Origin of the sequence: Streptomyces sp. NPDC085900 (assembly GCF_044540925.1) — a bacterium.
Lineage (GTDB): Bacteria > Actinomycetota > Actinomycetes > Streptomycetales > Streptomycetaceae > Streptomyces > Streptomyces gilvifuscus.
Genome location: NZ_JBITSP010000006.1, coordinates 506,911 through 532,156 on the forward strand (window position 1 = coordinate 506,911; position 25,246 = coordinate 532,156).

At 72.1% G+C, this 25,246-nt stretch carries 21 protein-coding genes and 1 rRNA gene; 4 read left to right on the plus strand and 18 right to left on the minus strand.

Annotation, left to right across the window (positions count from 1 at the left end):
• Positions 1-15 precede the first annotated feature (15 nt).
• The 6 genes from ACIGDI_RS23890 to ACIGDI_RS23915 all read right to left on the minus strand — a co-directional run bounded on the left by ACIGDI_RS23890 (position 16) and on the right by ACIGDI_RS23915 (position 8,001).
• Positions 16-582, minus strand: coding sequence for a hypothetical protein (locus ACIGDI_RS23890; protein WP_399899964.1), 567 nt, complete (start codon positions 580-582; stop codon positions 16-18).
• Positions 567-1,742 (minus strand): ParA family protein, encoded by a 1,176-nt coding sequence (locus tag ACIGDI_RS23895; RefSeq protein ID WP_399899967.1) that lies wholly within the window; start codon positions 1,740-1,742, stop codon positions 567-569. The genes ACIGDI_RS23890 and ACIGDI_RS23895 overlap by 16 nt, the downstream gene beginning before the upstream one ends.
• 381 nt (positions 1,743-2,123) lie before the next feature.
• On the minus strand, positions 2,124-3,239 hold the full coding sequence (gene ald / locus ACIGDI_RS23900) for an alanine dehydrogenase (protein WP_200702049.1): 1,116 nt from the start codon (positions 3,237-3,239) through the stop codon (positions 2,124-2,126).
• Between the two features lie 144 nt (positions 3,240-3,383).
• Positions 3,384-5,447 carry a tetratricopeptide repeat protein gene (locus ACIGDI_RS23905; RefSeq protein WP_399899969.1) on the minus strand — a complete coding sequence of 688 codons (2,064 nt, stop codon included), beginning with the start codon at positions 5,445-5,447 and terminating at the stop codon, positions 3,384-3,386.
• 169 nt (positions 5,448-5,616) lie between these two features.
• Positions 5,617-6,243 carry an NUDIX hydrolase gene (locus ACIGDI_RS23910; RefSeq protein WP_200702045.1) on the minus strand — a complete coding sequence of 209 codons (627 nt, stop codon included), beginning with the start codon at positions 6,241-6,243 and terminating at the stop codon, positions 5,617-5,619.
• An 87-nt stretch (positions 6,244-6,330) separates the two neighbouring features.
• Positions 6,331-8,001: a CTP synthase gene (locus ACIGDI_RS23915; RefSeq protein WP_200702046.1), complete on the minus strand. Its 1,671-nt coding sequence runs from the start codon at positions 7,999-8,001 to the stop codon at positions 6,331-6,333.
• 463 nt (positions 8,002-8,464) lie between these two features.
• Between ACIGDI_RS23915 and ACIGDI_RS23920 the strand changes: the two genes are divergently transcribed.
• Both ACIGDI_RS23920 and ACIGDI_RS23925 read left to right on the plus strand, forming a co-directional pair.
• Positions 8,465-10,267, plus strand: coding sequence for a glycoside hydrolase family 15 protein (locus tag ACIGDI_RS23920; protein WP_200702050.1), 1,803 nt, complete (start codon positions 8,465-8,467; stop codon positions 10,265-10,267).
• A gap of 98 nt (positions 10,268-10,365) precedes the next feature.
• Entirely contained in the window at positions 10,366-12,009 is a 1,644-nt protein-coding gene (locus ACIGDI_RS23925; RefSeq protein ID WP_399899974.1) for a PucR family transcriptional regulator, read from the plus strand.
• Positions 12,010-12,030: 21 nt separating this feature from the next.
• Here the strand turns inward: ACIGDI_RS23925 and ACIGDI_RS23930 are convergent, their stop codons facing one another.
• The 5 genes from ACIGDI_RS23930 to ACIGDI_RS23950 form a co-directional block, all read right to left on the minus strand.
• On the minus strand, positions 12,031-13,167 hold the full coding sequence (locus ACIGDI_RS23930) for a glycosyltransferase family 4 protein (protein ID WP_399899977.1): 1,137 nt from the start codon (positions 13,165-13,167) through the stop codon (positions 12,031-12,033).
• Between the two features lie 263 nt (positions 13,168-13,430).
• A complete protein-coding gene (gene recN / locus ACIGDI_RS23935) occupies positions 13,431-15,149 on the minus strand; it encodes a DNA repair protein RecN (protein ID WP_272175912.1) in 1,719 nt (572 codons plus the stop codon).
• A 155-nt stretch (positions 15,150-15,304) separates the two neighbouring features.
• Entirely contained in the window at positions 15,305-16,210 is a 906-nt protein-coding gene (locus ACIGDI_RS23940; protein WP_058926191.1) for an NAD kinase, read from the minus strand.
• A complete protein-coding gene (locus ACIGDI_RS23945) occupies positions 16,207-17,022 on the minus strand; it encodes a TlyA family RNA methyltransferase (protein ID WP_200705977.1) in 816 nt (271 codons plus the stop codon). The genes ACIGDI_RS23940 and ACIGDI_RS23945 overlap by 4 nt, the downstream gene beginning before the upstream one ends.
• A 7-nt stretch (positions 17,023-17,029) precedes the next feature.
• Positions 17,030-17,341: a hypothetical protein gene (locus ACIGDI_RS23950; protein WP_399899982.1), complete on the minus strand. Its 312-nt coding sequence runs from the start codon at positions 17,339-17,341 to the stop codon at positions 17,030-17,032.
• Positions 17,342-17,383: 42 nt separating this feature from the next.
• Between ACIGDI_RS23950 and ACIGDI_RS23955 the strand changes: the two genes are divergently transcribed.
• On the plus strand, positions 17,384-17,731 hold the full coding sequence (locus ACIGDI_RS23955) for an SCP2 sterol-binding domain-containing protein (RefSeq protein WP_399899985.1): 348 nt from the start codon (positions 17,384-17,386) through the stop codon (positions 17,729-17,731).
• On the opposite strand, the gene ACIGDI_RS23960 is transcribed toward ACIGDI_RS23955, so the two are convergent.
• Genes ACIGDI_RS23960 through ACIGDI_RS23975 form a run of 4 tightly spaced genes read right to left on the minus strand, consistent with a single transcriptional unit; the run spans position 17,715 to position 21,715 of the window.
• Positions 17,715-18,566 carry an ABC transporter ATP-binding protein gene (locus tag ACIGDI_RS23960; RefSeq protein ID WP_399899988.1) on the minus strand — a complete coding sequence of 284 codons (852 nt, stop codon included), beginning with the start codon at positions 18,564-18,566 and terminating at the stop codon, positions 17,715-17,717. The two genes, ACIGDI_RS23955 and ACIGDI_RS23960, sit on opposite strands and share 17 nt — an antisense overlap.
• On the minus strand, positions 18,563-19,600 hold the full coding sequence (locus ACIGDI_RS23965) for a FecCD family ABC transporter permease (RefSeq protein ID WP_399899991.1): 1,038 nt from the start codon (positions 19,598-19,600) through the stop codon (positions 18,563-18,565). Before ACIGDI_RS23965 ends, ACIGDI_RS23960 begins: the two co-directional genes overlap by 4 nt.
• Positions 19,597-20,640: a FecCD family ABC transporter permease gene (locus ACIGDI_RS23970; protein ID WP_399899993.1), complete on the minus strand. Its 1,044-nt coding sequence runs from the start codon at positions 20,638-20,640 to the stop codon at positions 19,597-19,599. The genes ACIGDI_RS23965 and ACIGDI_RS23970 overlap by 4 nt, the downstream gene beginning before the upstream one ends.
• Positions 20,641-20,686: 46 nt before the next feature.
• Entirely contained in the window at positions 20,687-21,715 is a 1,029-nt protein-coding gene (locus ACIGDI_RS23975) for an HAD-IIA family hydrolase (RefSeq protein ID WP_399899996.1), read from the minus strand.
• Between the two features lie 72 nt (positions 21,716-21,787).
• On the opposite strand from ACIGDI_RS23975, the gene ACIGDI_RS23980 reads away from it, so the two are divergent.
• A complete protein-coding gene (locus tag ACIGDI_RS23980; RefSeq protein ID WP_399899999.1) occupies positions 21,788-23,080 on the plus strand; it encodes a DUF1015 domain-containing protein in 1,293 nt (430 codons plus the stop codon).
• Between the two features lie 46 nt (positions 23,081-23,126).
• On the opposite strand, the gene ACIGDI_RS23985 is transcribed toward ACIGDI_RS23980, so the two are convergent.
• The 3 genes from ACIGDI_RS23985 to rrf form a co-directional block, all read right to left on the minus strand.
• Positions 23,127-23,915, minus strand: a complete 789-nt coding sequence (locus ACIGDI_RS23985) for a hypothetical protein (protein WP_399900049.1) — start codon at positions 23,913-23,915, stop codon at positions 23,127-23,129.
• Complete coding sequence (locus tag ACIGDI_RS23990; protein ID WP_399900052.1) at positions 23,807-24,943, minus strand: hypothetical protein; 1,137 nt, start codon at positions 24,941-24,943, stop codon at positions 23,807-23,809. The genes ACIGDI_RS23985 and ACIGDI_RS23990 overlap by 109 nt, the downstream gene beginning before the upstream one ends.
• Positions 24,944-25,154: 211 nt before the next feature.
• Positions 25,155-25,246, minus strand: a 5S ribosomal RNA gene (rrf, locus tag ACIGDI_RS23995); the annotation flags it as partial.

The window sequence follows — 25,246 nt, forward strand, 5'->3', positions numbered from 1 at the left end:
CCCGCAGGCTACCGCCTACCGCCCGCGCAGCCGACGTACCAGAATGCTCGCGTCCCCGCGGGACTCCAGATCGGCCAGCACCACGGCGACCGCCTCGCGGACGATCCGTCCGCGGTCGACCGCCAGCCCGTGCTCGCCGCGCAGGACGAGACGGGCGTGCTCCAGGTCCATCAGCTCCTCGGCGGAGACGTACACCGTGATCTTCTCGTCGTGCCGCTCCCGCCCGCTGGGGCGCCGGTTGGCCGCCCGTCCGCGCTTGCGGGACTGTGCGGCGGCCGCCGGCCCGGCAGAACCTTCCTGCGCCGTCTGACGCCGCGCGGGACGGCTGCGGGACTCGCCCGCGTCGATCGACTGCTCCGGCTCCGTCGCCACGTGCTCGGCGCCCTCGCCGTCACCGCCCTGCGCGGGCACCGACTGCGGCGCGTCCTCGGACGGCACCACGGCCGGGTCGCTCTCGCCGGCGGGCGCGGGCACCCGGGCCTCACCGTTGGCCCCACGCCGCGGCGTGGACGGCTGGAGCGCCATTCCCCCTGTCGTACGGAAGAGTTCGTCGGCCCCCGGCAGACTCACTCGGCGTGACACCGGGCGAGCACCTCCCTGGCGAGCTGGCGGTAGGCGGCGGCGCCGACGGAGTTGGAGGCGTACGTGGTGATCGGCTCACCGGCGACCGTGGTCTCCGGGAAGCGGACCGTGCGCCCGATGACCGTGTGGTAGACGTGGTCGTCGAACGCCTCGACGACACGCGCGAGCACCTCACGGCTGTGCACGGTGCGCGAGTCGTACATCGTGGCGAGGATCCCGTCGAGCTCCAGCTCGGGGTTGAGCCGCTCCTGGACCTTCTCGATCGTCTCCGTCAGCAGCGCGACACCACGCAGGGCGAAGAACTCGCACTCCAGAGGCACTATCACCTTGTGCGCGGCCGTCAGCGCGTTCACCGTCAGCAGACCCAGCGAGGGCTGACAGTCGATCACGATGTAGTCGTAGTCGGCCATGAGCGGCTTCAGCGCACGCTGCAGCGTCGACTCGCGCGCGACCTCGGAGACCAGCTGGACCTCGGCCGCCGACAGGTCGATGTTGCTCGGGAGCAGGTCCATGTTCGGGACCGCGGTCTTCAGGAGCACCTCGTCGGCCGCCATGCCCCGCTCCATGAGCAGGTTGTAGACGGTGAGGTCGAGCTCCATCGGGTTGACGCCGAGACCCACCGACAGCGCGCCCTGCGGGTCGAAGTCCACGAGCAGCACGCGCCGTCCGTACTCCGCGAGCGCGGCACCCAGGTTGATGGTCGACGTGGTCTTGCCGACGCCGCCCTTCTGGTTGCACATCGCGATGATCTTCGCGGGGCCGTGGTCGGTCAGCGGCCCCGGGATCGGGAAGTACGGCAGCGGGCGCCCGGTCGGGCCGACGCGCTCACGGCGCTGCCGGGCAGCGTCGGGCGCGAGCGTGGCCGCGTACTCGGGATCGGGCTCGTACTCGGCGTCCGGGTCGTAGAAGTGCCCGTCGGGCAGTTCGTCGTAGTCGGCGAAGTGGTTGTGGGGCGCGCCACTTCCGTCGCCGGCCATGGCGTTCACGTGATGGCCATCCATGCTCTGGTGTGCTGTCCCGGCGAATTGCGGACCGGGGCTCTGGTGGGCTGCGAAGGTGCGCACAGCAACGGAGCCGACAGCCTCGAACCCCGCGGGGCCCTGGCCCCGTACAGGCGTTCCTGGTTGACCACCCCCGGGAGAAAATGTCGACTCATTCACAAGTCGTCTTACCTCCTTGGTGACCAGGAAACTTCTAGACAGGTCAGCGTGGCACCATGCCGACGGTTGGCGACTCTATGGCGTGTCGGGTGTTCGCAGCAACACAATCCGCCGGACCCGGCTCGATGTGTCGACAATGAAACATCCCACTGTCAAGGGCGTACGGCCGTCGCACGGCAGGTTTCACCGGTGTGCGAATCGACCGAAGAGTTACGTTCGAGGCGAGTTGACCGAGAGTCGCAAAGTGACCATACACACATCCGGCCGGACCTTGTGGGGCAAGGTCCGGCCGCGTGCGCAGGGTTGACGCGTCTTGTTGACGTATCGCCTTTACGAAAAGGTGACTTAGTTCTCCGGTGACCGAACGGCCCGCGGGGGGACTCAGCCGAGGAGCGACTCGAGCTCCACGTGCTCCAGGCCGTGCGCCTCCGCGACCTCGCGGTAAACGACCTTGCCGTCATGGGTGTTGAGGCCCTTGGCGAGCGCGGGGTCACGGCGCAGCGCCTCGACCCAGCCGCGGTTCGCCAGCTCGACGATGTACGGCAGCGTGGCGTTGGTGAGCGCGTAGGTGGAGGTGTTGGGCACCGCGCCGGGCATGTTGGCGACGCAGTAGAAGACCGAGTCGTGCACCTGGAAGGTCGGCTCGGCGTGCGTGGTCGGGTGGGAGTCCTCGAAGCAGCCGCCCTGGTCGATCGCGATGTCGACAAGGACACTTCCGGGCTTCATCCGCGCCACGAGCTCGTTGGTGACCAGCTTCGGGGCCTTGGCGCCCGGGATGAGGACCGCGCCGATGACGAGGTCGGCGTCCAGGACGGCCTTCTCCAGCTCGAGGGAGTTGGACATGATCGCGCGGACCTTGGTGCCGAAGACCTTGTCGGCCTCGCGGAGCTTGTTGATGTCGCGGTCGAGCAGGGTGACGTGGAAGCCCATGCCGACGGCGATCTGCGTGGCGTTCCAGCCGGAGACACCGCCGCCGATGACGACGGCCCGCGCGGGCTGGGTGCCGGGGACGCCGCCGGGCAGCACACCGCGGCCGCCGACCGAGCGCATCAGGTGGTAGGCGCCGACCTGCGGGGCGAGCCGGCCCGCGACCTCGGACATCGGGGCGAGCAGCGGGAGCGCGCGGGAGGGCAGCTCGACGGTCTCGTAGGCGATCGCGGTCGTGCCGGACTCGATGAGCGCGTCGGTGCACTCCTTGGAGGCGGCCAGGTGCAGGTAGGTGAAGAGCGTCTGGTCCTTGCGGAGGCGGTGGTACTCCTCCGCGATGGGCTCCTTGACCTTCAGCAGCAGGTCCGCGGCGGCCCACACCTCGTCGGCGGTGCCGAGGATCTGCGCGCCCGCGGCGACGTACTCCTCGTCCGGGATCGACGAGCCGGCACCGGCGCCCTGCTCGATGACGACCTGGTGGCCGTTGCGCACCAGCTCGTGCACGCCGGACGGGGTGATGGCCACCCGGAACTCGTTGTTCTTGACCTCGCGGGGGATGCCGACCTTCACGTCGATCACGGTCCTTGGCTCAGTGGATGTGGGGCAATACAACACATACCCAGGCATGCATGAGCACACCGGGAGACACCGCAGGAGAAGGTGCGGCAGAGCCAGTCTAATGAAGGCGTTCCCGCTGTCTAGCCTTTCATTGCATCAATCTTCAGCGGGTGTACTACGGATTTCGCAGGCGTCAGCGCCTTGTTTCGTTTCATCGATCTCTTCCGGCAGGTCCGGCTCCTCGCCCAGCAGCCGTTCGGCGGCGCCCCGGTGCAGCCGCGCGGCGGCGGGATCGCCGAGGCGGTCCATCGTGTCGGCGAGCCGCAGCTGCAGCGCCGCCTGGAGCCGTACGTCGTCGGCGCGGCGCGCGAGGTCCAGCGCCTCGTGGCAGGTGCGCAGCGACTCCTCCGGGCGTCCTGCGTACTCCTGGACCCGCGCCGTCTCGCTCAACGCCCGCGCCTGAGCGGCCACATCGCCGTTCTTGCGGTGTCCGGCGGCCGCCGAGCGCCAGTTGCGCAGCGCCTCGCCGTAGCGGCCCGCGTAGGTGTGCGCGGCGGCGATACGGCCGTACATCCGGGCGGCCTCGGCGCGCTCGTCGCGGGCCAGGCGCTGGGCGAGGGCCCGGCCGAACCAGTCGGCGGCCCGGTCGTAGTCCCCGAGCTCCAGATGCGCGCCGCCTACGGATTCCATCGCGCGGCCGGTCGCATACGGGTCGTTCGCCTCGCGTCCGGCGTCCAGCGCGGCCCGATAGCGCACCAGGGCGTCCGCCGTACGCCCCGTCTGCGCGTCCAGGTCCCCCAGGTTCAGCAGGGCCGCCGCCGCCTCCCGGGGCAGCTTCCGGCGCTCGGCGACGTCCAGCACCAGCCCGTGGATGCCGTACAGGTCCGGCGCGGCGGCCTGCATGCCGAAGTGCGCGACCATCGTCCGGACCAGCTGGGACATCAGGCGGCGGGCCAGCGTGTCCAGCTCCCCGTCGGCCACCGCGGCCCGGGCGGCGGCCAGCAGGGCCGGCCGGCGCTGGCTCAGCCAGTCCTCGGCGGCCCGCGGGTGGGGGAAGCGCAGGGAGCGGGGCATGCCCTGGAGCTTCTCGCGGGCCTCGGCGCTGTCGGTCTCGGTGATCGCCCGGCACGACTGCAGCAGCCGCACCGTCCGCTCCAGCATCCGGGCGCGGGCCAGCTGCAGCTCGGCGGGGCGCTCCTGGGTCTCGGCGAGGGTCTTGAGCAGGGGGTGCAGACAGCCCGGGACCTCGTACTCCGGCAGCGGTGAGTCCACGGAGCGCAGCAGGCCGAGGGCGACGAAGTCGTCCAGCGTGGTGCGGGCGCCGCCCACCGAGCAGCCGGCCAGCGCGGACGCGGTGTGCGGGTCGACGAGGCCGCCCGGGGCGAGGGAGAGCAGTCGCAGTATCCGGGCGGCCGTGGAGGGCAGCGAGGCGTAGGAGAGCCGGAAGACGCGGCCGAGCGGGGTGCCCTCCTGGCCGTCGGCCCGCAGCTGCTTGGCGAGGTCGGCGACGGCGGCCTTGGGGCGCGCGGCGAGCCAGCCGCCGGCCAGCTCCAGCGCGGCCGGCTGGCCCTGGCACTCCTCGACCAGGCCCTCGGCGGCCCGCGGGTCGACGGTGATGCGGACGGAGCCGGTGTACGCGGTCAGCAGCTCGATGGCGGACTTGGTGTCGAGGCCGCCGAGGGTGCAGGGGCGGACGTCGGAGATGCCGGTGAGGGGGCCGTCGGAGACGGCGACGACCAGGCAGTCCGGGCTGTCCGGCAGCAGGGCGTCGACCTGCTCGGGGTCGGCCGCGTCGTCGAGCAGGATCAGCGTCCGGCGGTCGGCGAGGGCCGTGCGCAGCGCCTCCGACAGCTCGTCCGCGGCGGCTCCGGCCGGGGTCGGCCGGTCCAGCGCGGCCAGCAGTTCGCGAGCGGTGCGCTCGGTGGGGACGGGGGTGCCGTCGGGCTCGCTGAGCCGCGCCCGCAGCACCCCGTCGTCGTAACGGTCCGCGACCTGCCGGACGAGTTCCTCGGCGAGGGCCGTGCGTCCGGAGCCGGGCCGGCCCGCGATGAGCAGCACACGCGCGCGTGGAGGTTTCTTTCCGGACAGGGTGTCCAGGCCCGCGCGCTCGATGTCGGCGCGCAGTTCCTTCAACTCCCTTGTGCGGCCGAGGAACTGACGCTCCGCAGCACCGCGCTCCGACAGCCGTACGCCGCCTGGGTCCACCGCCTGATCCGTCACGGGCACACTCCCGTCCCACCACACGCAAAAGCCCGCCGGGACTCCGGTCCGGGCGGTAACAGAGCCTAGTTCACGCTCTGCAACGGTCCAGGTGGAGCGCGGCGGGCAGGTCCCCCGATCGGATCAGCAGATGGTCACACCGGAAGTGGTCCTGATGGCCCTGCCGGCTTCAGGCCTCGAACGGACGCGCGGGCCACGGCGCCTCCGCCGGGCGCAGCGCGTCCAGCCCCTCCCCGTTCTGCGCGGCGACGAGCGAAAGGACGCCCACCACGAGGCAGTTGTTGTGCAGTTCGCCCGCGAGGACGCCGCGCACGAGCTCGTCGACCGGCACGCGCTCGTACTCCAGGTCGATCTCCTCGTGCTCGACCTCGAAGCGTTCGCCGTCCGCCTCGGACAGATCGCGGGCCAGGAAGATGCGCACGGCCTCGTCGCAGCCGCCGGGCGTGGTGTAGACGTCGGTCAGCACCCGCCAGTCCTCGGCCTTGACGTGGGCCTCCTCGTACAGCTCGCGCTGGGCGGCGTGCAGCGGATTCTCACCGGGGACGTCGAGCAGACCGGCCGGGATCTCCCACAGCTTCTGCCGGACGGGGTGACGGTACTGGCGGATGACCAGGACGCGCCCGGTGTCGTCGAGGGCGAGGACGGCGACCGAGCCGGGGTGGACCTGGTAGTCGCGGCGGACGACCGAGCCGTCGGGCATGACGACCTCGTCCGTGCGGACGGAGGTCTTGTTGCCCGTGAACGGGGTCTCCGTCGCCCGGATCTCCCACTCCTCGGGGGTGTCCTTGATGGTCATGCCCTGTCCTTCCCCATGTGCAAAAAGAAGCGGCCGGGACGCCCACCTTTTGAATGCGGGCGCCCCGGCCACCGTACAACTCTTGTGTCAGTCCGAATTCTCCTGCGCGCCCTCGGCCCGCTGGCGCTCGACGGCCGCCTTCACCAGGCCCGCGAAGAGCGGGTGCGGGCGGGTCGGACGCGAGCGGAGCTCGGGGTGCGCCTGGGTGGCGACCAGGTAGGGGTGCACCTCGCGGGGGTACTCCACGTACTCCACGAGCTTGCCGTCCGGCGAGGTGCCGGAGAACAGGATGCCCGCCTTCTTCTCCAGCTCCGCGCGGTAGGCGTTGTTGACCTCGTAGCGGTGGCGGTGCCGCTCCTCGACGTACTCCTTGCCGTCGTACACCTCGCGCACGATGGAGCCCTCGGCCAGCTTGGCCGGGTACATGCCCAGGCGCATCGTTCCGCCCATGTCGCCCTCGCCGGCCACGATGTCCAGCTGCTCGGCCATGGTGGAGATGACCGGGTGGGCGGTGGCCGAGTCGAACTCGGTGGAGTTGGCGTCCGGGATGTCGGCCAGGTGGCGGGCGGCCTCGATCACGATGCACTGCAGGCCCAGGCAGAGCCCGAGCAGCGGGATCCGGTTCTCGCGGGCGTACTTGATCGCGCCGACCTTGCCGAGCACACCGCGGTCGCCGAAGCCGCCGGGGATGCAGATGCCGTCCACGTCCTCCAGCTGCGCCTTGGCACCGGCCGGGGTCTTGCAGTCGTCCGAGGTGACCCACTTGATCTTGACGCGGGCCCGGTTGGCGAAGCCGCCGGCGCGCAGCGCCTCGGTCACCGAGAGGTAGGCGTCGGGCAGGTCGATGTACTTGCCGACCAGGGCCAGGGTGATCTCGTGGTCGGGGTTGTGGACGCGGTCGAGCAGGTCGTCCCAGGTCGTCCAGTCCACGTCGCGGAACGGCAGGTCCAGCTTGCGGACGACATAGGCGTCCAGGCCCTCGCCGTGCACGGTCTTCGGGATGTCGTAGATGGAACGCGCGTCGGGGCAGGCGACCACCGCTGCCTCGTCGACGTCGCACATCAGCGAGATCTTGCGCTTGATCGCGGTGGGCACCTCGCGGTCGCAGCGCAGCACGATCGCGTCCGGCTGGATACCGATGTTGCGAAGGGCCGCAACCGAGTGCTGGGTCGGCTTCGTCTTCAGCTCTCCCGACGGGCCGATGTAGGGCAGGAGGGAGATGTGGACGACGAAGACGTTGTCACGGCCGACCTCGTGGCGCACCTGACGGACGGTCTCCAGGAACGGCAGCGACTCGATGTCGCCGACCGTGCCGCCGACCTCGGTGATCACGACGTCGACCTCGTCCGTCGCCATGCGGCGGATGCGGTGCTTGATCTCGTTGGTGATGTGCGGGATGACCTGCACGGTGTCGCCCAGGTACTCGCCGCGCCGCTCCTTGGCGATCACCGTCGAGTACACCTGGCCGGTGGTGACGTTGGCCGAGCCGTCCAGGTCGCGGTCGAGGAAGCGCTCGTAGTGGCCGATGTCCAGGTCGGTCTCGGCGCCGTCGTTGGTGACGAAAACCTCACCGTGCTGGAAGGGGTTCATCGTGCCGGGGTCCACGTTCAGGTACGGGTCGAGCTTCTGCATGACCACGCGCAGGCCCCGGGCCTTGAGCAGCATGCCCAGGCTGGAGGCGGTGAGGCCCTTGCCGAGCGAGGAGGCGACACCCCCGGTGACGAAGATGTGCTTGGTCGTCGAAGATTTGGGCGGCATGGCCAAGAGGGGGCTCCCGTGGTCGCGGTTTGGGGTGCGGTTCCGGGGTTCTCTCGCCCACCGGTCCACGGGCTACCAGGGTATCAGCGAAGGCAGCCGATGGCTTCCGGGCACGCTCCGCACACGGGTCGCCACGGACGCACACGCTTTCAACTGTTTCCCCCTCGTTGCTCACCCGTTCGGCCGACGTGGGTTGCCCGGAGCGGCACACAGATCATCTACGTGCGTCGTATCCTGCTCGGACACTCGCTGCCGAGCCCGGCCGGGTACACGGCACCACCCCCGCCTGTAATCACCGGAACAACGAGAGCTCGTCAGATCGTTGAGCATCAATTGTCGTTTTGCCACACGGCAGGCACGACTGCTTTGCTTCACCGCTCAACGACGCATTACAACGACCCCTTGACCGCAATAGCGACAGCCCCCTGCTGGGGGTGACGTGGCCGTTCGACTGGAGTTGCACGTGGCCGGGCGCATCGAAGACTACGCACTCATCGGAGACATGCAGACCGCCGCCTTGGTCTGCCGGGACGGCACGGTGGACTGGCTGTGCCTGCCCCGCTTCGACTCGCATGCCATCTTCGCCGGCCTGCTGGGCACCGAGGAACACGGATTCTGGCGTCTGGGCCCCGCCCACGCCTCCGACGCCGAGCCCCCCACGGCGGCCCGGCGAAGCTACCGCGGCGACTCGCTGATCCTGGAATCCGAGTGGGACACCCCGCGCGGCACGGTCCGAGTGACGGATTTCATGCCGCCCCGTGACGGCGCCCCCCAGCTGATCCGCATCGTCGAGGGCGTCTCGGGCCGCGTGCCCATGCGCTCGGCCCTGCGCATGCGCTTCTCCTACGGCCGGGTCGTGCCGTGGGTGCACAAGCACGACGGCCGCACGGTCGCCGTGGCCGGCCCGGACTCGGTCTGGTACGACACCGAGTGCGAGACCTACGGCAAGTCGCTGACCACGTACTCGGACTTCACCGTCGCCCCCGGTGACCGCATCGCCTTCACGATCTCCTGGCAGCCCTCGCACAAGGAGCCCCCGCCGCTGCCGGAGCCGGAGACCTCGCTGGAGGCGACGGAGGACTTCTGGCGGGAGTGGGTCGAGCACTGCACGTACCACGGCCCGTACCGCGAGGCGGTCGTCCGCTCCCTCATCACGCTGAAGGCTCTTACGTACGCGCCGACGGGCGGCATCGTCGCCGCGCCGACGACCTCCCTCCCGGAGGACATCGGCGGCGTCCGCAACTGGGACTACCGCTACACCTGGCTGCGCGACGCGGCCATCACCCTGTCCTCGCTGCTGCGCACCGGCTACCGCGAGGAGGCCCGCGCCTGGCGCGAGTGGCTGCTGCGCGCGGTCGCCGGCGACCCGGAGAACCTGCAGATCATGTACGGCATCGCGGGCGAGCGCGAGCTCGGCGAGGCGGAGCTGGACTGGCTGCCCGGCTACGAGAACTCGGCGCCGGTGCGCGTCGGCAACGGCGCCGCCCACCAGCTCCAGCTCGACGTCTACGGCGAGGTCACCGAGGCCCTGCACCTGGGCCACATGACGGGCCTGGCCCGCAGCGACTACGCCTCCCTGCTCCAGCTGAAGCTGATCCGCTACCTGGAGCAGCACTGGGACGAGCCGGACGAGGGCATCTGGGAGGTGCGCGGCCCGCGCCGCCACTTCGTGCACTCCAAGGTCATGGCGTGGGTCGCCGTCGACCGCACCATCAAGCTCATCGAGTCCGGCGACGCCGACGGCCCGCTGGAGCGGTGGAAGGAACTGCGCGACGAGATCCACCGGGACGTGTGCGAGAAGGGTTACGACAAGGAGCGCAACACCTTCACGCAGTCGTACGGCTCGAAGGAGCTGGACGCGTCGCTGCTGCTCATCCCGCAGATGGGCTTCCTGCCGCCCGACGACAAGCGGGTGATCGGCACGATCGAGGCGATCCAGCGCGAGCTGTCCACCCCGGACGGCTTCATCCTGCGCTACCCCACCGAGGGCGACAGCGAGGGCGTCGACGGCCTGCCCGGCGACGAGGGCGCCTTCCTGGCCTGCTCGTTCTGGATGGCGGACGACCTCGCGATGATCGGCCGGGTGGACGAGGCGCGCAAGCTCTTCGAGAAGCTCCTGTCGCTGCGCAACGACCTCGGCCTGCTCGCCGAGGAGTGGGACCCGCGTCTCAAGCGCCAGGTCGGCAACTTCCCGCAGGCCTTCAGCCACGTCCCGCTCATCGACACGGCACTGCGCCTGACGGCCTCGGGAGCCTACGGCGGCTGACCGCGCGCGGAGGTACGGCGGCGGGGCTCGTCCAGGGCCGCGCCGCCAGCACCGGCCGGAAGTGTCCCCGGGGCGTCCGCGCAGGTAGCGTCCGGTCCATGGACAGCGGCATGGACAGCGGATTCGACACCCAGGGCGGCGGGATCACCGTGCAGCGGGCGCTGGAGCTGCCCGGACTGCGCAGCGGTCTGCCCGAGGTCCTGGCGGGCGCCGACCGGCTAAGGCGGACCGTGCGCTGGGTGCACGCCGGCGAGGTCCCCAACATCGCCTCGCTGCTGAAGGGCGGCGAGCTGCTGCTGACCACGGGCTACGGGCTCGGCACCCGCCCGGCCGACCAGCGGGCGTTCGTGCGCACCCTGGCCGAGCGGGGCATCGCGGCCCTCGTGGTGGAACTCGGCCCCCGGTTCACCAGGCTGCCCGCCACGCTCGTCGACACGGCACGCGCGATGGGGCTGCCGCTGGTGCAGCTGCACCGTGAGGTGCCCTTCGTCGCGGTGACGGAGGAGATCCACACCGAGATCGTCAACGGCCACTACGCGCTGCTGCAGCGGGCCGAGGAAGTGCACCGCCGCTGCACCGAGGCGCTCCTGGGCGGCGGAGGGGTGCCCCAGGTGCTGGGCATCCTGGCCGACTTCGGCGGCAACCCGGTCTTCCTGGAGACGCCGGACGGCCAGCTGCTGTACGCCGCCGGGGAGGGCCCCGAGGGCGCGGACCCGCTGCAGGTCTGGGAGGGGCTGCGCGGCCAGCACAAGGACGCCCCGCCGCCGTCGGGCTCGGTGCTCGTGGACGTGCCCGGGGGCGGCCCGGGGACGGGTTCGGTACGGGCCCGGCTGGTGCTGCTTCCGGTGCGGGCGCCGCTGGCGGCGGTGCACAGGATGGCGGCGGAGCGGGCGGCGGGCATCCTGGCGGTCGTGCTGATGCAGGCACGCCAGGAGGAGGAGCTCGCGGCGCGCGGCCGCGGCGACTTCCTGACCGACCTCGCCGAGGGCCGTATCACCGCCGAGGACGCGCCCGCGCAGGCGCGCGTGCTGGGATTCAAGCCGGGCAACACTCCGCTGCTGCCGGTCGTGATGCGGCTGGGCGACGCGCTGTCGCCGGGCGGGGGCTGGGCGGTGCTGGCGCGCGCGGTGTCCGAGGAGCTGGCCTCGGTCGGGGTGCCGGTGCTGCTGGGCGTACGGCCCGTCGAGGGCCGTGTCCTGGTGCTGCTGGGCCTGCGGTCGGAGTCGGAGCGGTCGGCGGTGGCGGACCGGGTGGCCGCGGCGCTGCGGGCGGGCGTGGAGCGCGCGGGCATGCGGCGGCCGGGGGCGCAGCCGCCGGTGGTGGTCGTCGGCGTCGCGGGCGGCTGGGCGGCGGCCTCGGCGGGGCTGCGGCACGCGGCGGAGACGGCCACGGCGGCGCAGGGGCTGACGGACCGGCCCTGGTACGACGCCCGCCGCCTCGACATCGACCTGCTGCTGTGGCGGCTGCGCGACCATCCCGACCTGGCGGCGTTCGTGGACCGTGCCATCGGCCCGCTGCGCGACCACGACAACCGTTCCAAGCCGCCCCTGCTGCCCACCCTGCAGACGTACCTGGCGCACGCCGGCCGCAAGGCGGAGACGGCCCGTGAACTCCACCTCAACCGCCAGACCCTCTACAACCGCCTCGCCAGGATCGGCGAGTTGCTCGGCACCGATCTCGACGACCCGCAGACGGTACTGGCATTGAGCCTGGCCCTGCGGGCCCGACGGCACGTGTCCTGAGGACGGCCCCCGAACAGGCGCCTAGAGAAGCGGCCGGGGCTGGGTCAACTCGTCGTAGACGCTGAGCACTTGGGCGACCGTCTCGTCCTCGGTCGGCCAGGTGGCCGCCTGCCGGGTGCCGTTGTCCTTGAGCAGCTCGCACCGCTCGGGGTCGGCGAGGAGGGCGGTCACGGCGTCGGCGAGGGCCTTCGCGTCGCCGTACGGGACGAGTTCGGCCGCTTCGCCGACGAGTTCGGGGATGCCGCCCACGCGGGTCGCGACGAGCGGCACGCGCGCGTGCAGGGCCGCCTGGGCGAACACGGACCGCGACTCCCAGCTGCTGGGCAGCAGCGCGAGGTCGGCCGCGGCGAGGAGGTCGCCCACGTCGTCGCGGCGCCCGATGAGCCGCACGGGCAGCTCCTCGTCCTCGATGCGGCGCTGCAGGACGCCGCGCAGCGGGCCCTCTCCGGCGATCACGACGAGCGGGACGGGGTCCAGCCGCCGCCACGCGTGCACGGCGTCCAGGAGGGTGCGGTAGCCGCGGTGCCGCTCCAGCGAGCCGACGGCCATCAGCAACGGCCGTCCGGTCGCGCCGAGTTCGGCCCGGAGCTTGGAGCCGGCCCGCTCGGGGTCGTCCTGCTCCGCCGGCCGGGGCGGCGGCGGCAGGGCGACGGCGGCCAGACGCGCGTCCCGGGCACCGGAGCCGCGGGCCCGGTCGACGAGGTCGGAGGTGGTTCCCAGAACCACCGTGGCGGCCTTCACGACGCGCCGCTCCAGCAGGCGCAGCAGATGGGCCCGGGCGCCTTCGGCGTGCGCCCGGTTGTGCCACGTGACGACGAGCGGGGTACGCCGGCCGCCGAGCGCGAGCACCGCGCGGAAGGAGGCGTGCAGCCCGTGCGCGTGCACCAGGTCGGCGTCGCGGCAGGCCTCCCGCAGCGCGGCCACGGACGCCGGATCGCTGCTGCGCGGCACGTGCACGTGCTCGGCGCCCGCGCCGGTGAAGTCGTAGAGGCGGTCGGCCTCGGCGGGGGCGCACACCGTCACCCGTACGCCCCTGGCGACGAGCCCGGAGGCCAGCGAACGCACATGCGCGCTGCTGCCGGCGTTGCCGCCGCCCAGCACCTGCACGGTGCGCAGCGACGACTGGCCGTGCGGCGGATGGGTGCTGACGGGGCTCACGCGGCCGGGGCTCCTGGTTCGGCGTCGGGCGGTCACGAAGAAGGTACAGAAGGACCGGGCGGAGGGGGTGGACCGCGCGGTTTCCTCCACGCTCTACGCCAAGGATGCCAGCACGTACGGGTGTTCCGGCAACGCGAAAATGCCTGACAACGGGCGGAAACCGGGACGGGGTCACCCACACGAGTGAGGACGGGGTGATTCCGGGTGGGCCGGTGAGGGAACCGCGGAGGTGACGGGCCGTCCCGTCACCTCCGCGTCGTCCGCTAGACGTCGGCGCGGGCCGTGGCCAGCAGCTCCTCGGCGTGCGCCCGGGCCGTCTCCGAGTCCTCCTGACCGGCCAGCATCCGGGACAACTCCCGTACGCGGTCCTCCCCTTCGAGGACCTTCACGCCGGACCGCGTCACGGAACCGTCGTTCGTCTTCTCCACCAGCAACTGCCGGTCGGCGAAGGCGGCGACCTGCGGCAGGTGGGTCACGACCACGACCTGCGCGCTCTTCGCCAGCCGGGCCAGGCGCCGCCCGATCTCGACGGCCGCCTTGCCGCCGACACCGGCGTCGACCTCGTCGAAGAGGTACGTCGGCACGGGATCGGTCCCCGCGAACACGACCTCGACGGCGAGCATCACGCGCGAGAGCTCACCGCCGGAGGCGCCCTTGGCGATGGGCCGCGGCGGCGCCCCCGGGTGCGGGGCGAGCAGCAGCTCGACCTCGTCGACGCCGGACGGCCCGTAGGCGACGGTGCGCCCGCCGACCTCCACGCCCTCCGGGTCCTCGGTCTGCCGCAGTTCGAAGGACACGCGCGCGTGCGGCATCGCGAGCGAGGCCAGCTCGGCCGTCACGGCGGCCGCGAACCGTTCGGCGGCCTCCGCCCGCGCGTCGGTCAACGCCTGGGCGAGCCCGCCCAGTTCGGCCCGCAGCGCGTCCCGCTCGGCGGTCAGTTCGCCGATCCGCTCGTCGTCGCCGTCCAGCTCGGTCAGCCGCGCGGCGCTGCGCTCGGCCCACGCCAGAACGGAGTTGACGTCCTCGCCGTACTTCCGGGTCAGCGCGGTGAGCGCGGCCCGCCGTTCCTCGACGGCCGCCAGCCGCAGCGGATCGGCGTCCAGGTCGTCGGCGTACCCCGCCAGTTCGCCCGCCACGTCGCCCAGCAGGATGCCGATCTCCCCGATCCGGTCGGCGAGCGCGGACAGCGCGGGGTCGTGCGACCGGACGGCGTCCAGCGCCCGCTGGGCGCCCGCGACGAGGGTCGCGGCGTCGATGCCCTCGGGGTCCTCCGGATTCCCGGCGAGGGCGGCATGAGCGGCCGTGGCGGCCGACGACAGCGCCTCGGCGTGCCCGAGCCGCTCCGCCTCCTCGGACAGCTCGACGTCCTCCCCGGCCCGCGGCTCGACCCCGGCGATCTCGTCGAGCCCGTAGCGCAGCATGTCGGCCTCCTGGGCCCGCTCACGCGCGCGTGTGACGATCTCCTCCAGCTCGACCGACACGGCCCGCAGCCGCCGGTAGGCCTCGCCGTACTTGGCGAGCGGCCCGGCGACCGCGTCGCCCGCGTACCGGTCCAGCGCCTGCCGCTGCCGGGACAGCTTCAGCAGCCCCTGCTGATCGGTCTGCCCGTGCACGGCCACGAGGTCGTCGGCGAGGTCGGCGAGCAACCCGACCGGCACGCTCCGCCCGCCCACATGGGCCCGCGACCGCCCCTCGGCCGAGACGGTGCGGCTGATCAGCAGCGCCCCGTCGTCCAGCTCGGCCCCGGCCTCCTCGGCCCGCACGACGGCCGCGGCACCCGCGGCCACCGAGATCCGCCCCTCGACCACGGCCTTGTCGGCCCCGATCCGCACGAGCGCCGCGTCGGCACGCCCGCCCAGGAGAAGCCCGAGGCTGGTGACGACCATGGTCTTGCCCGCACCCGTCTCACCGGTGACAGCGGTGAAGCCGGGCGACAGCTCGACGACCGCGTCATCAATGACGCCGAGCGACCGTATCCGCATCTCTTCCAGCACGATGAAGACCTTACGAGGTCGGGGCGGGCGAGTGCGAGGTGCCCTTGTCACCCGGGGGAGTGTCACGCCCCGAGGGGCGCGGGGAACTGCGCGAGCAAGCACAAACCACCCGCACCCGCCGACGATCGGTCACCGCCCGGGTTCTAGTGCGGAGCCCCCCGCCACCCCGAGACCGGCAGCGCGAACTTCGCCACGAGCCGGTCCGTGAACGACGCGTGGTGCAACCGGGCCAGCCGCACCGGCACGGCCCCCCGCCGCACCTCCACCCTCGCTCCGGGTGGCAACTCCACCGTCCGTCGCCCGTCGCACCACAGCACCCCCGGCGGGATGTGCGGCAGCACCTCCACCGCCAGCACCGAGTCCGGCGAGGTCACCAGGGGCTTGGCGAACAGGGCGTGCGCGCTGATCGGCACCATGAGCAGCGCCTCCACCTCGGGCCACACCACGGGCCCGCCCGCGGAGAAGGCGTAGGCGGTCGAGCCGGTCGGGGTGGACAGCACGATCCCGTCGCACCCGAACCCGGTGACGGGCCGCCCGTCGATCTCCAGCACGACTTCCAGGAGCTTCTCGGCGCCGGCCTTCTGCACGGCCGCCTCGTTCAGCGCCCAGTCGGTGTGCACGATGTCCCCGTTCTGGTGAACGACGACGTCGACGGTCATCCGCTCCTCGACCTCGTAGGCCTTGGTCACGACCCGGTCGACGACCTTGTCGAGGTCGTCACGCTCGGCCTCGGCGAGGAAGCCGACCCGCCCGAGGTTGACGCCGAGCATCGGCACGCCGGACGCGCGGGCGAACTCGGCGCCGCGCAGCAGCGTGCCGTCTCCGCCGAGCACGATCAGCAACTCGCACCCGTCGAGGCACTGCGGAGTCGCCTCCTTGACCAGCTGCACCTCGTCCGGCAGCGGCAGGTCGGCGGCCTCGTACTCCAGCACCCGCACGCCGATGCCCTCGCGCAGCAGGCCCTTCACCACCAGCTCGGCACTGCGGATGGCCGCCGGCCGGCCCGTATGGGCGAGGAGGAAAACAGTACGAGCTCGGTTCTGACTCAACGCGGCCCCTCCGCCACTGCTCGGTCGACATCGGCCGGGTCCAGTTCGGCTGCTCCGGCCCGCAGCCACAGAAAGTACTCGACATTCCCGGACGGTCCGGGCAGCGGACTGGCGGTGACACCCCGCACCCCGAGCCCGAGTTCCCACGCCTTGTGGGCCACGCCCCGCACGGCCTCCGCCCGCAGTTGCGGACTCCGCACGACTCCCCCGCTGCCCAGCCGTTCCTTGCCCACCTCGAACTGCGGCTTGACCATCATCACCAGGTCGGCGTCCGGCTTCACACACCGCACGAGGGCCGGCAGCACCAGCCCCAGCGGGATGAAGGACAGATCGCCCACGACAAGATCCACAGGTTCCCCATCGATCGCTTCAAGCGTCAACTCGCGTACGTTCGTACGGTCCTTGACGGTGACGCGTTCATCGCTCTGCAGAGTCCACGCGAGTTGGCCGTAACCGACGTCCACGGCGACGACGTGCGCGGCGCCCGAGCGCAGCAGCACGTCCGTGAACCCGCCGGTGGAGGCGCCGGCGTCCAGCGCGCGCCGCCCCTTCACCACGAGCCCCTGCGGTACGAACGCCTGCAGGGCACCCGCAAGCTTGTGCCCGCCCCGGGAGACGTAGTCGGGATCGCCGTCGTCGTCCGAGACGACGATCGCCGCCGCGGTCTCCACCTGCGTGGCCGGCTTGGTCGCGACGGTCTTGCCGACGGTGACCCGCCCGGCCGCGATCAGCTGACTCGCGTGCTCACGCGAGCGCGCGAGCTTACGGCGGACCAGCTCCGCGTCCAGACGGCGACGTGCGACTCCTGCCACGTTCGGTTCAGCTCCTGTTGCCATACGAGGGTGAAGGCGCCCTCGTGTCGTACGACGGCGAGGGCGCCGGGGGTCCCGGGCGCGCGTCGAGCGCGGTGAGCGTGTCGCGCAGCCCCCGGTGTACATCCTCGTACACCTCGACGTGCCCGTCGGTGGCGAGGTGGTCGGCGTCGCCGAGCCGCTCCAGCTGGGCGTCGACCTCGGCGTTGCCGGTGGGGGTGCGGGGCACGGCCAGCGGGGCGGGGGCGGCGGGGTCGTACTCCGGTTCGGCCTCGGGCCGCTCCTGCTCCGGTACGGCCTCGGGCACAGAGTCGCTCATGCCCAGACGCTACATCGAAGCGCTGGGGTACCGTCGATCGCGATGGCAACGATCGAGGAGTGCCGTACCGCACTCGAGAAGCTCTCGGACAACATGCGGGGCGCCGAGGGCGACGTCCGCGCGGCCGCCGCCCTGGACCGCTCGGTGAGCTGCCGGATCACCGACCTGGACGTGACCTTCGTCGGCCGGATGACGGAGGGCCGCATCCGCGTCGACGAGGTGCTGCAGGGGCCGCCGCGGGAGAAGGCCCAGATCAGGCTCTCGATGGCCGGCGACGACCTGGTGGCCCTGGTGGACGGCGAGCTGAACTTCGCGCGCGCCTGGGGCTCGGGCCGGGTGAAGCTGGAGGCGAGCCTGGTCGACCTGTTCCGTCTCAGGAAGCTTCTGTAGCCACCGCCGCGCGTGCCTTCCGCGCCGCCGGCACGACCAGCGGGGTCCCGGTCTCCGGGTCGTCGATGACCTGGCAGCGCAGCCCGAAGACCTCCTCGACCAGCTCGGCCGTGACGATGTCGTTCGGCGCGCCCTCGGCGACGACCCGGCCGCTGTTGAGCGCGATCAGATGGGTGGCGTAGCGGGCGGCGTGGTTGAGGTCGTGGAGCACGGCGACCAGCGTCCGCCCGTGTTCCTCGTGCAGTTCGGCGCACAGGTCGAGGACGTCGATCTGGTGCTGGATGTCGAGGTAGGTGGTGGGCTCGTCGAGCAGCAGCAGCGGTGTCTGCTGGGCGAGCGCCATGGCGATCCACACGCGCTGCCGCTGACCGCCGGACAGCTCGTCCACGAACCGGTCGGCGAGTTCGGCGACGCCCGTGCGCGCCATGGACTCCCGTACGACCCGCTCGTCCTCGGCCGACCACTGGCGCAGCAGGCCCTGGTGCGGGTACCGGCCGCGGCCGACGAGGTCGCCGACGGTGATCCCGTCGGGCGCGACCGACGACTGCGGCAGCAGGCCCAGGGTCCGCGCGACCTTCTTGGCGGGCATCGACTGGATGACGTGGCCGTCGAGCAGCACCCGGCCCCGGCTCGGCCTCAGCATCCGCGACAGGGCCCGCAGCAGGGTGGACTTGCCGCACGCGTTCGGTCCGACGATCACGGTGAAGGAGTTGTCGGGGATCTCCACCGAGAGCTGCTCGGCGATGACCCGCTGGTCGTAGGCGAGGGTGACGTCCTCGGCGGACAGGCGGTTCACTGTGCTCCTTGGGGTGTACGTGTTCTGCGGGCCGCTCATATCCGGCCCGCCCTGCGCTCCGCGACCAGCAGCCACAGCAGGTAGACGCCGCCGAGGACACCGGTGACCACGCCGACGGGCAGCTGGTCGGCGCCGAAGGCCCGCTGGGAGGCCCAGTCGGCGGTGACCAGCAGGGCGGCGCCCATGCACAGGGACGGCAGCAGGTTCGGGCCGGGCGAGCGGGTCAGGCGGCGGGCGAGCTGCGGGGCGGTGAGCGAGACGAAGCCGACCGGTCCGGCCGCCGCCGTCGCCGTGGCGACGAGCAGGACGGCGGCCACCAGCAGCAGCGCCCGCACGCGCTCCACGCGCACCCCGAGGGCGTTGGAGACGTCGTCGCCCATCTCCAGCATCCGCAGGCCGCGTCCGTTGGCGAGGACGAGCGGCACGAGCACGGCGCACAGCGCGAGCAGGGGCCAGACCTGGTCCCAGTCACGGCCGTTGAGGGATCCGGTCATCCAGACGAGCGCGCGGGCCGCGTCGACGATGTCGGAGACGGTGAGCAGATAGCCGTTGACCGCGGTGACGATCGCGGAGACGCCGATTCCGACCAGGACCAGTCGGTAGCCGTGCACTCCCCGCTTCCAGGCCAGCAGGTAGATGGCGAGGCCGGTCGCCAGTCCGCCCACGAGCGCGCCGAGGGTGACCTGGGCCGCGCTGCCGGAGAACAGCACGATCATCACCAGCGCCCCGGCGGTCGCGCCCTGTCCGAGGCCGAGCACGTCCGGACTGCCCAGCGGATTGCGGGTGACGGCCTGGAACAGCGCCCCGCCGAGCCCGAGCGAGGCGCCGACCAGCAGTCCGACCAGGACCCGGGGCAGCCGCAGCTCGTTGACGATGAACTCCTGGCCCGCGTTGCCGTCGCCGAGCAGCGTCCGCACCACGTCGCCGGCCGGGATCGGGAAGTCGCCGGTGCCGATCAGTACGACGCTCGCGGCGAGCGCGGCGAGCAGCAGCAGGACGACGACGGTGGCGGCGCGGACGTCCAGGCGCAGGGAGAGCCCACCCGGGGCCCGGAGCACACGGTGGGTCTTCACAGCTGGGCCGTCCTCCGCCGTCGTACCAGAAAGATGAAGACCGGCCCGCCGACGAGCGCGGTGATGATGCCGACCTGAAGCTCCGCGGGGCGGGCGACGACCCGGCCGACGACATCGGCGCCGAGCAGCAGCACGGGCGACAGGACCGTCGCGTACGGCAGGATCCAGCGCAGGTCGGGGCCGGTGAAGGACCGTACGGCGTGCGGGACCATCAGCCCGACGAACGCGATCGGCCCGCACGCGGCCGTCGCCGCCCCGCACAGCACGGTCGCCGCCAGCATGGACAGCGCCCGCGTGCGGTTGAGGTCGGCGCCGAGGGCCCTGGCGGTGTCGTCGCCCATGGCCACGGCGTTCAGCGGCCGGGCGAGGCCAAGGGCGAGCAGCGTGCCGGCCACGAAGAACGGCAGCACCTGCGTGATCGTCGAGTCGGTCGCCGAGGACAGCGAACCGACCGTCCAGAAACGCATCTTGCTCAGCGCCGCCTGGTCCGTGATCATCACGGCCTGCAAATAGCCGTAGAGCGCGGCGCTGATCGCGGTGCCGGCGAGCGCGAGCCGCACCGGTGTGGCGCCCCGGCTGCCGCCCAGGAACCACACGAGGGCCCCGACCGCGGCGGCCCCGAGGAACGCGAACCACACATAGCCGCTGAGGCTGGTGACACCGAGGTAGGTGATCGCCGTGACGACCGCGGCCGACGCGCCGGCGTTGATGCCGAGCAGCCCGGGGTCGGCCAGCGGATTGCGGGTGAGCGCCTGCAGCACGGCCCCGGACAGGCCGAGCGCGGCACCGGCGAGCAGTCCGAGGACGGTGCGCGAGAGCCGCTCGTCGACGACCACGTCCCCGTAGGTCCCCGTGTCCTGGAACAGGCCGTGCCAGACCTGCCCCGCGGACAGCCCTTTCGCCCCGATCGCGATGCTCGCCAAGGCGACGAGCACCAGGACCAGGACGGCGACCAGGAGCCCAAAGGCACGTATCGCCCGGCGGGTTGGGGGCGCGGGGGCGGTCTCCGCGCGCTGTTCGGGAGGACTGTCGACCAACACGAGGTTAGGTTAGCCTACCCTCGCATCGTCGATCGATTCCCGGTGCTCAGAACCCCAGCCGGGCCAGCGCCTTCCCCGAGTCCAGTTCGCACACACCGTCCCCGGCCGCCGTCCAGGCCGCCGCGCACAGCGCCCGCAGTCCGTCCAGCGCCTCGCCCTCTCCGTCCAGTTCGAGCCGCTCCGCACCGGCGACGGCCGTCCAACCCCCGCACCGGAAGCCGCCGTCCGCCTCCTTGACCTCCGGCTGGCCCGTCAGCAGCCCGCGCAGATCGGCGTCGACGAACGTCGGCCGGTGCTGCGGCGGCGCGGCCAGCAGCTGGGCGCCGTCGGTGACGCCGGTCAGGACGAGCAGCGAGTCGACCTCGCCGTTGAACGCCCCCTCGATGTCCGTGTCCAGCCGGTCCCCCACCACCAGCGGCCGCTCGGCACCGGTCCGCAGGATGGTCTCCCGGTGCATGGGGGGCAACGGCTTGCCGGCCACCTGCGGTTCGGCGCCGGTCGCGATGCGCACGACCTCCACCGCCGCGCCGTTGCCCGGCGCGATCCCACGGGCGCTCGGAATCGTCAGATCGGTGTTGGAGGCGTACCAGGGCACTCCGCGCGCGACGGCGTAGGCCGCCTCGGCGAACCGCGCCCACGGCATCTCGGGGCCGCCGTACCCCTGCACGACCGCCGCCGGATCGTCGTCCGCCGACTCGACCGGCTCCAGCCCGCGCTCCCGCAACGCGACCCGCAGGCCCTCGCCGCCGATCACCAGCACCCGCGCGCCCGCGGGCATCTGCTCGCTGATCAGCCGCGCCACCGCCTGCGCGGAGGTGATGACGTCGTCGGCGCCCGTCGGTATCCCCAGCTCGGTCAGGTGGGCGGCCACCGAGTCCGGGGTCCGCAGTGCGTTGTTGGTGACGTAGGCGAGATGCATCCCGCCCTCGCGAGCGGTCGCCAGCGACTCGACCGCGTGCGCGATGGCGTTGCCACCCGCGTACACCACACCGTCCAGGTCGAGCAGCGCCGTGTCGTACGCCTCGCTCAGGGCCCGCTCACTGCCCGCGGGACTCGTCCTGACGCTCTGGCTCATTCCGCATCGCTCCTCGTTCGACGGCTTTCCCCCGATCATCCCTCATGCCACCGACACACGTACGATGCCGGGATGAACACAGCAGGTCACTCGGAAGCAACGGCGCGCCGAGGCCTGGAACTCACCCCGTTCCGAGGCCTTCGCTACGACCCCGACCGGGTCGGCAGCCTCTCCGCGGTGACGTCCCCGCCGTACGACGTCGTCGTACGACCCGACGGCCTGCACCACCTCCAGGACTCCGACCCGTACAACATCGTCCGCCTGATCCTCCCGCAGGCCCCCACCCCCACCGACCGCAACGAGCAGGCGTCGGACACCCTGCGCCGCTGGCAGGCCGAGGGCGTCCTGACCACCGACCCCGAACCGGGCCTGTACGTCTACGAGCAGCGGCACGCCGACGGCATGCTGCAGCGCGGCATCATCGGCGCCCTGCGCGTCTCGGATCCCGCGGAGGGCGTGGTCCTGCCGCACGAGGACGTCATGCCGCACGTGGTCGCCGACCGCGCGGCCCTGATGCGCGCCACCTCCGCGAACCTGGAACCCCTGCTCCTGACCTACCGCGGCAACGGCTCGACGGCCACCACGGCCGAGGTGGTGGAACGTCTCGCCGACAAGCCCCCGCTGCTCTCCACCACCACCGAGGACGGCTACAACCACCGCCTGTGGTCGGTCACCGACCCGTCCGACGTGACCCGCATCCAGTCCGAACTGGCCCGGCACCAGGCCCTGATCGCCGACGGCCACCACCGCTGGGCGACCTACCGCCGTCTACGCGCGGAGCACCCCTCCCCCAGCCCCTGGGACTACGGCCTGGTACTCCTGGTCGACACGGCCCGCTACCCGCTGCGCGTCCGCGCCATCCACCGCCTCCTGCACGCCCTCCCGGTCGCGGACGCGCTGACCGCCGTGGAGGGCCTGTTCCGGGTACGACGGCTCGACATACCGCTGGCCGGGGCGCTGGAGGTCCTCGCCGACGCCGCCTGCGCGAGCAACGCCTTCCTCCTGGCCGGCGACGGCGCCTTCCACCTGCTGGACCGCCCGGACCCGGACCTCCTGGCCCGCACGATCCCCGCCGACCGCCCAGCGGCCTGGCGCACGCTGGACGCCACGGTCCTGCACGCCACGCTCCTCGACCATGTGTGGCGCATCCCGGAGGACTCGCCGGCCCACATCGCCTACATCCACGACACCGCGGCGACGGTCGACAAGGCGGAACGCGACGGCGGTACGGCGGTACTGATGCACCCCGTCCGCGAGGAGGTCGTCCGCGACCTGGCCCGCCAGGGCGTGACGATGCCCCGCAAGTCGACGTCGTTCGGCCCGAAACCGGCTTCGGGCCTGGTGCTGCGCGCGCTGGAGCCCTGATACGACGAAGGGGCGGGACCGTAATGGTCCCGCCCCTTCACACAGGTCAGTCCTCGTCGCCCTTGTCGCCCTTGTCGTCCTCGACGATCTCGACGCGCTCCGCATCGCTCTCGTCCAGGTCGCGGTGGTCGTCGCTTTCGTCGCTTTCATCGCTGTCGTCGAAGGCATCGACGAACTCGACGCCGTCCAGCTCCGCGAGCCGGTCCGAGGCGTCCGTGCTGCCGTCCCGGTCGGCCTCGACGGCCTTCGCGAACCACTCGCGGGCCTCGCCCTCACGACCGGCGGCGAGCAGCGCGTCGGCGTAGGCGTACCTGAGCCTCGCGGTCCACGGCTGGACGGAGTTGGAGGCGAGCTCGGGGCTCTGCAGCGTCACGATGGCCGCGTCGAGCTGACCCATGTCACGCCGGGCGCCGGCCGCGACGAGCCGCATCTCGACCTGCCCCGCCTTGTCGAGCTTGTGCACCTCGGGTGCCCCGGCCATGTCCAGCGCCTTCTCGGGCCGCCCGAGCCCACGCTCGCAGTCGGCCATGACGGGCCACAGCTCCGCACTGCCGGTCATGCGCCGAGAGGCCCGGAACTCGGCGAGCGCCTCGGAGTACTTCTGGTTCGCGTACGCCGCGAACCCGGCCGCCTCTCGTACGGCGGCCACGCGCGACGCCAGCCGCAGGGCCACCTTGGAGTAGCCGTACGCGCCCTCGGGGTCCTCGTCGATGAGCCTGGCGACCATCACCAGGTTCTTGGCGACGTCCTCGGCGAGCGTCTTCGGCAGGCTCTGCAGCTCCTGGCGTACGTCCTTGTCGATCTCCTCGCCGGTGACGTCCTCAGGGATCGGCAGCCGCTTGATGGGCTCCCTGTCCCCACGGTCCCGATCCCGATCGTCCCGGAAACGTCCGCCGCCACGGTTGTCGTCACGACGGAAGCCACCACGGTCGTCACGGCGGTCGTCACGGCCACGGAAGCCGCCGGGACGTCCACCGCGGTCGTCCCTGCGGTCGTCACGCCCGCGGAAGCCACCGGGGCGTCCGCCACGGTCGTCCCGGCCACGGAACCCACCGCGGTCACCGCGGTTGTCGTCGCGCCGACCGTAACCGCCGCGGTCGCCGCCGTCCCTACGCTCGCCACGGTCATCACGGCGATCGTCCCGGCGGTCGTCACGGCGGAAGGCCGGACGGTCACCACGGTCACCGCGGTCGTCACGGCGGAAGGCCGGACGGTCGCCCCGGTCGTCACGACGGGGCCCACGGTCGCGGTCGTCACGCTGGAACGCAGGACGTGAACCACGATCCCGGTCGTCACGCTGGAACGCGGGACGGGAACCACGATCCCGGTCGTCGCGCCGGTCGTCGCGTCGGCCGTAGCCGCCACCACGGTTGTCGTCACGACGGAAGCCACCACGGTCGTCGCGGCGGTCATCACGACGGTCGTCGCGGCGGAACCCTCCGCGGTCGCCCCGGTCATCGCCGCGTCGGTCATCGCGCCGGTCGTCGCGTCGGCCGTAGCCGCCACCGCGGTTGTCGTCACGACGGAAGCCACCGCGATCGTCGCGGCGGTCATCACGACGGTCGTCCCGCCGGTCATCACGGCGGAAGGCCGGACGGTCGCCCCGGTCGTCCCGGCGCGGCCCACGGTCGCGGTCGTCACGCTGGAACGCAGGACGTGAACCACGATCCCGGTCGTCACGCTGGAACGGGGGACGGGAACCACGGTCCCGGTCGTCGCGCCGGCCGTAGCCGCCACCGCGGTTGTCATCGCGGCGGAAGCCGCCACGGTCACTGTCACGACGCTCGCCACGGTCATCGCCGCGTCGGTCGTCACGCCGGCCGTAGCCGCCACCACGGTTGTCGTCACGACGGAAGCCGCCACGGTCACCACGGTCACCGCGGTCGGAGCCGCCGCGGTAACCACCACGGCCGCCCCGGTCGCCACTGTCCCGTCGCCGCTGGTCGCGCTCCGGTCGGTCGTCGGGAGAGTTGGTGGACATGGGTGACTCCTGTCTTCGGTACCGCAAGCATTGTAAAAACAAAAGGACCCCTGGTCCCAGCTGAACGCTGGGACCAGGGGTCCTCCAAAGATTGTTCGGCGGCGTCCTACTCTCCCACAGGGTCCCCCCTGCAGTACCATCGGCGCTGTAAGGCTTAGCTTCCGGGTTCGAAATGTAACCGGGCG

Coding starts and splice junctions, on each gene's coding strand:
- ACIGDI_RS23950 (WP_399899982.1), bottom strand. CDS start 17,341: ATGAGCGACTCTGTGCCCGAGGCCGTACCGGAGCAGGAGCGGCCCGAG.
- ACIGDI_RS23960 (WP_399899988.1), bottom strand. CDS start 18,566: ATGAGCGGCCCGCAGAACACGTACACCCCAAGGAGCACAGTGAACCGC.
- recN (WP_272175912.1), bottom strand. CDS start 15,149: ATGCGGATACGGTCGCTCGGCGTCATTGATGACGCGGTCGTCGAGCTG.
- ACIGDI_RS23915 (WP_200702046.1), bottom strand. CDS start 8,001: ATGCCGCCCAAATCTTCGACGACCAAGCACATCTTCGTCACCGGGGGT.
- ACIGDI_RS23980 (WP_399899999.1), top strand. CDS start 21,788: ATGAACACAGCAGGTCACTCGGAAGCAACGGCGCGCCGAGGCCTGGAA.
- ACIGDI_RS23975 (WP_399899996.1), bottom strand. CDS start 21,715: ATGAGCCAGAGCGTCAGGACGAGTCCCGCGGGCAGTGAGCGGGCCCTG.
- ACIGDI_RS23925 (WP_399899974.1), top strand. CDS start 10,366: ATGGACAGCGGCATGGACAGCGGATTCGACACCCAGGGCGGCGGGATC.
- ACIGDI_RS23955 (WP_399899985.1), top strand. CDS start 17,384: ATGGCAACGATCGAGGAGTGCCGTACCGCACTCGAGAAGCTCTCGGAC.
- ACIGDI_RS23910 (WP_200702045.1), bottom strand. CDS start 6,243: ATGACCATCAAGGACACCCCCGAGGAGTGGGAGATCCGGGCGACGGAG.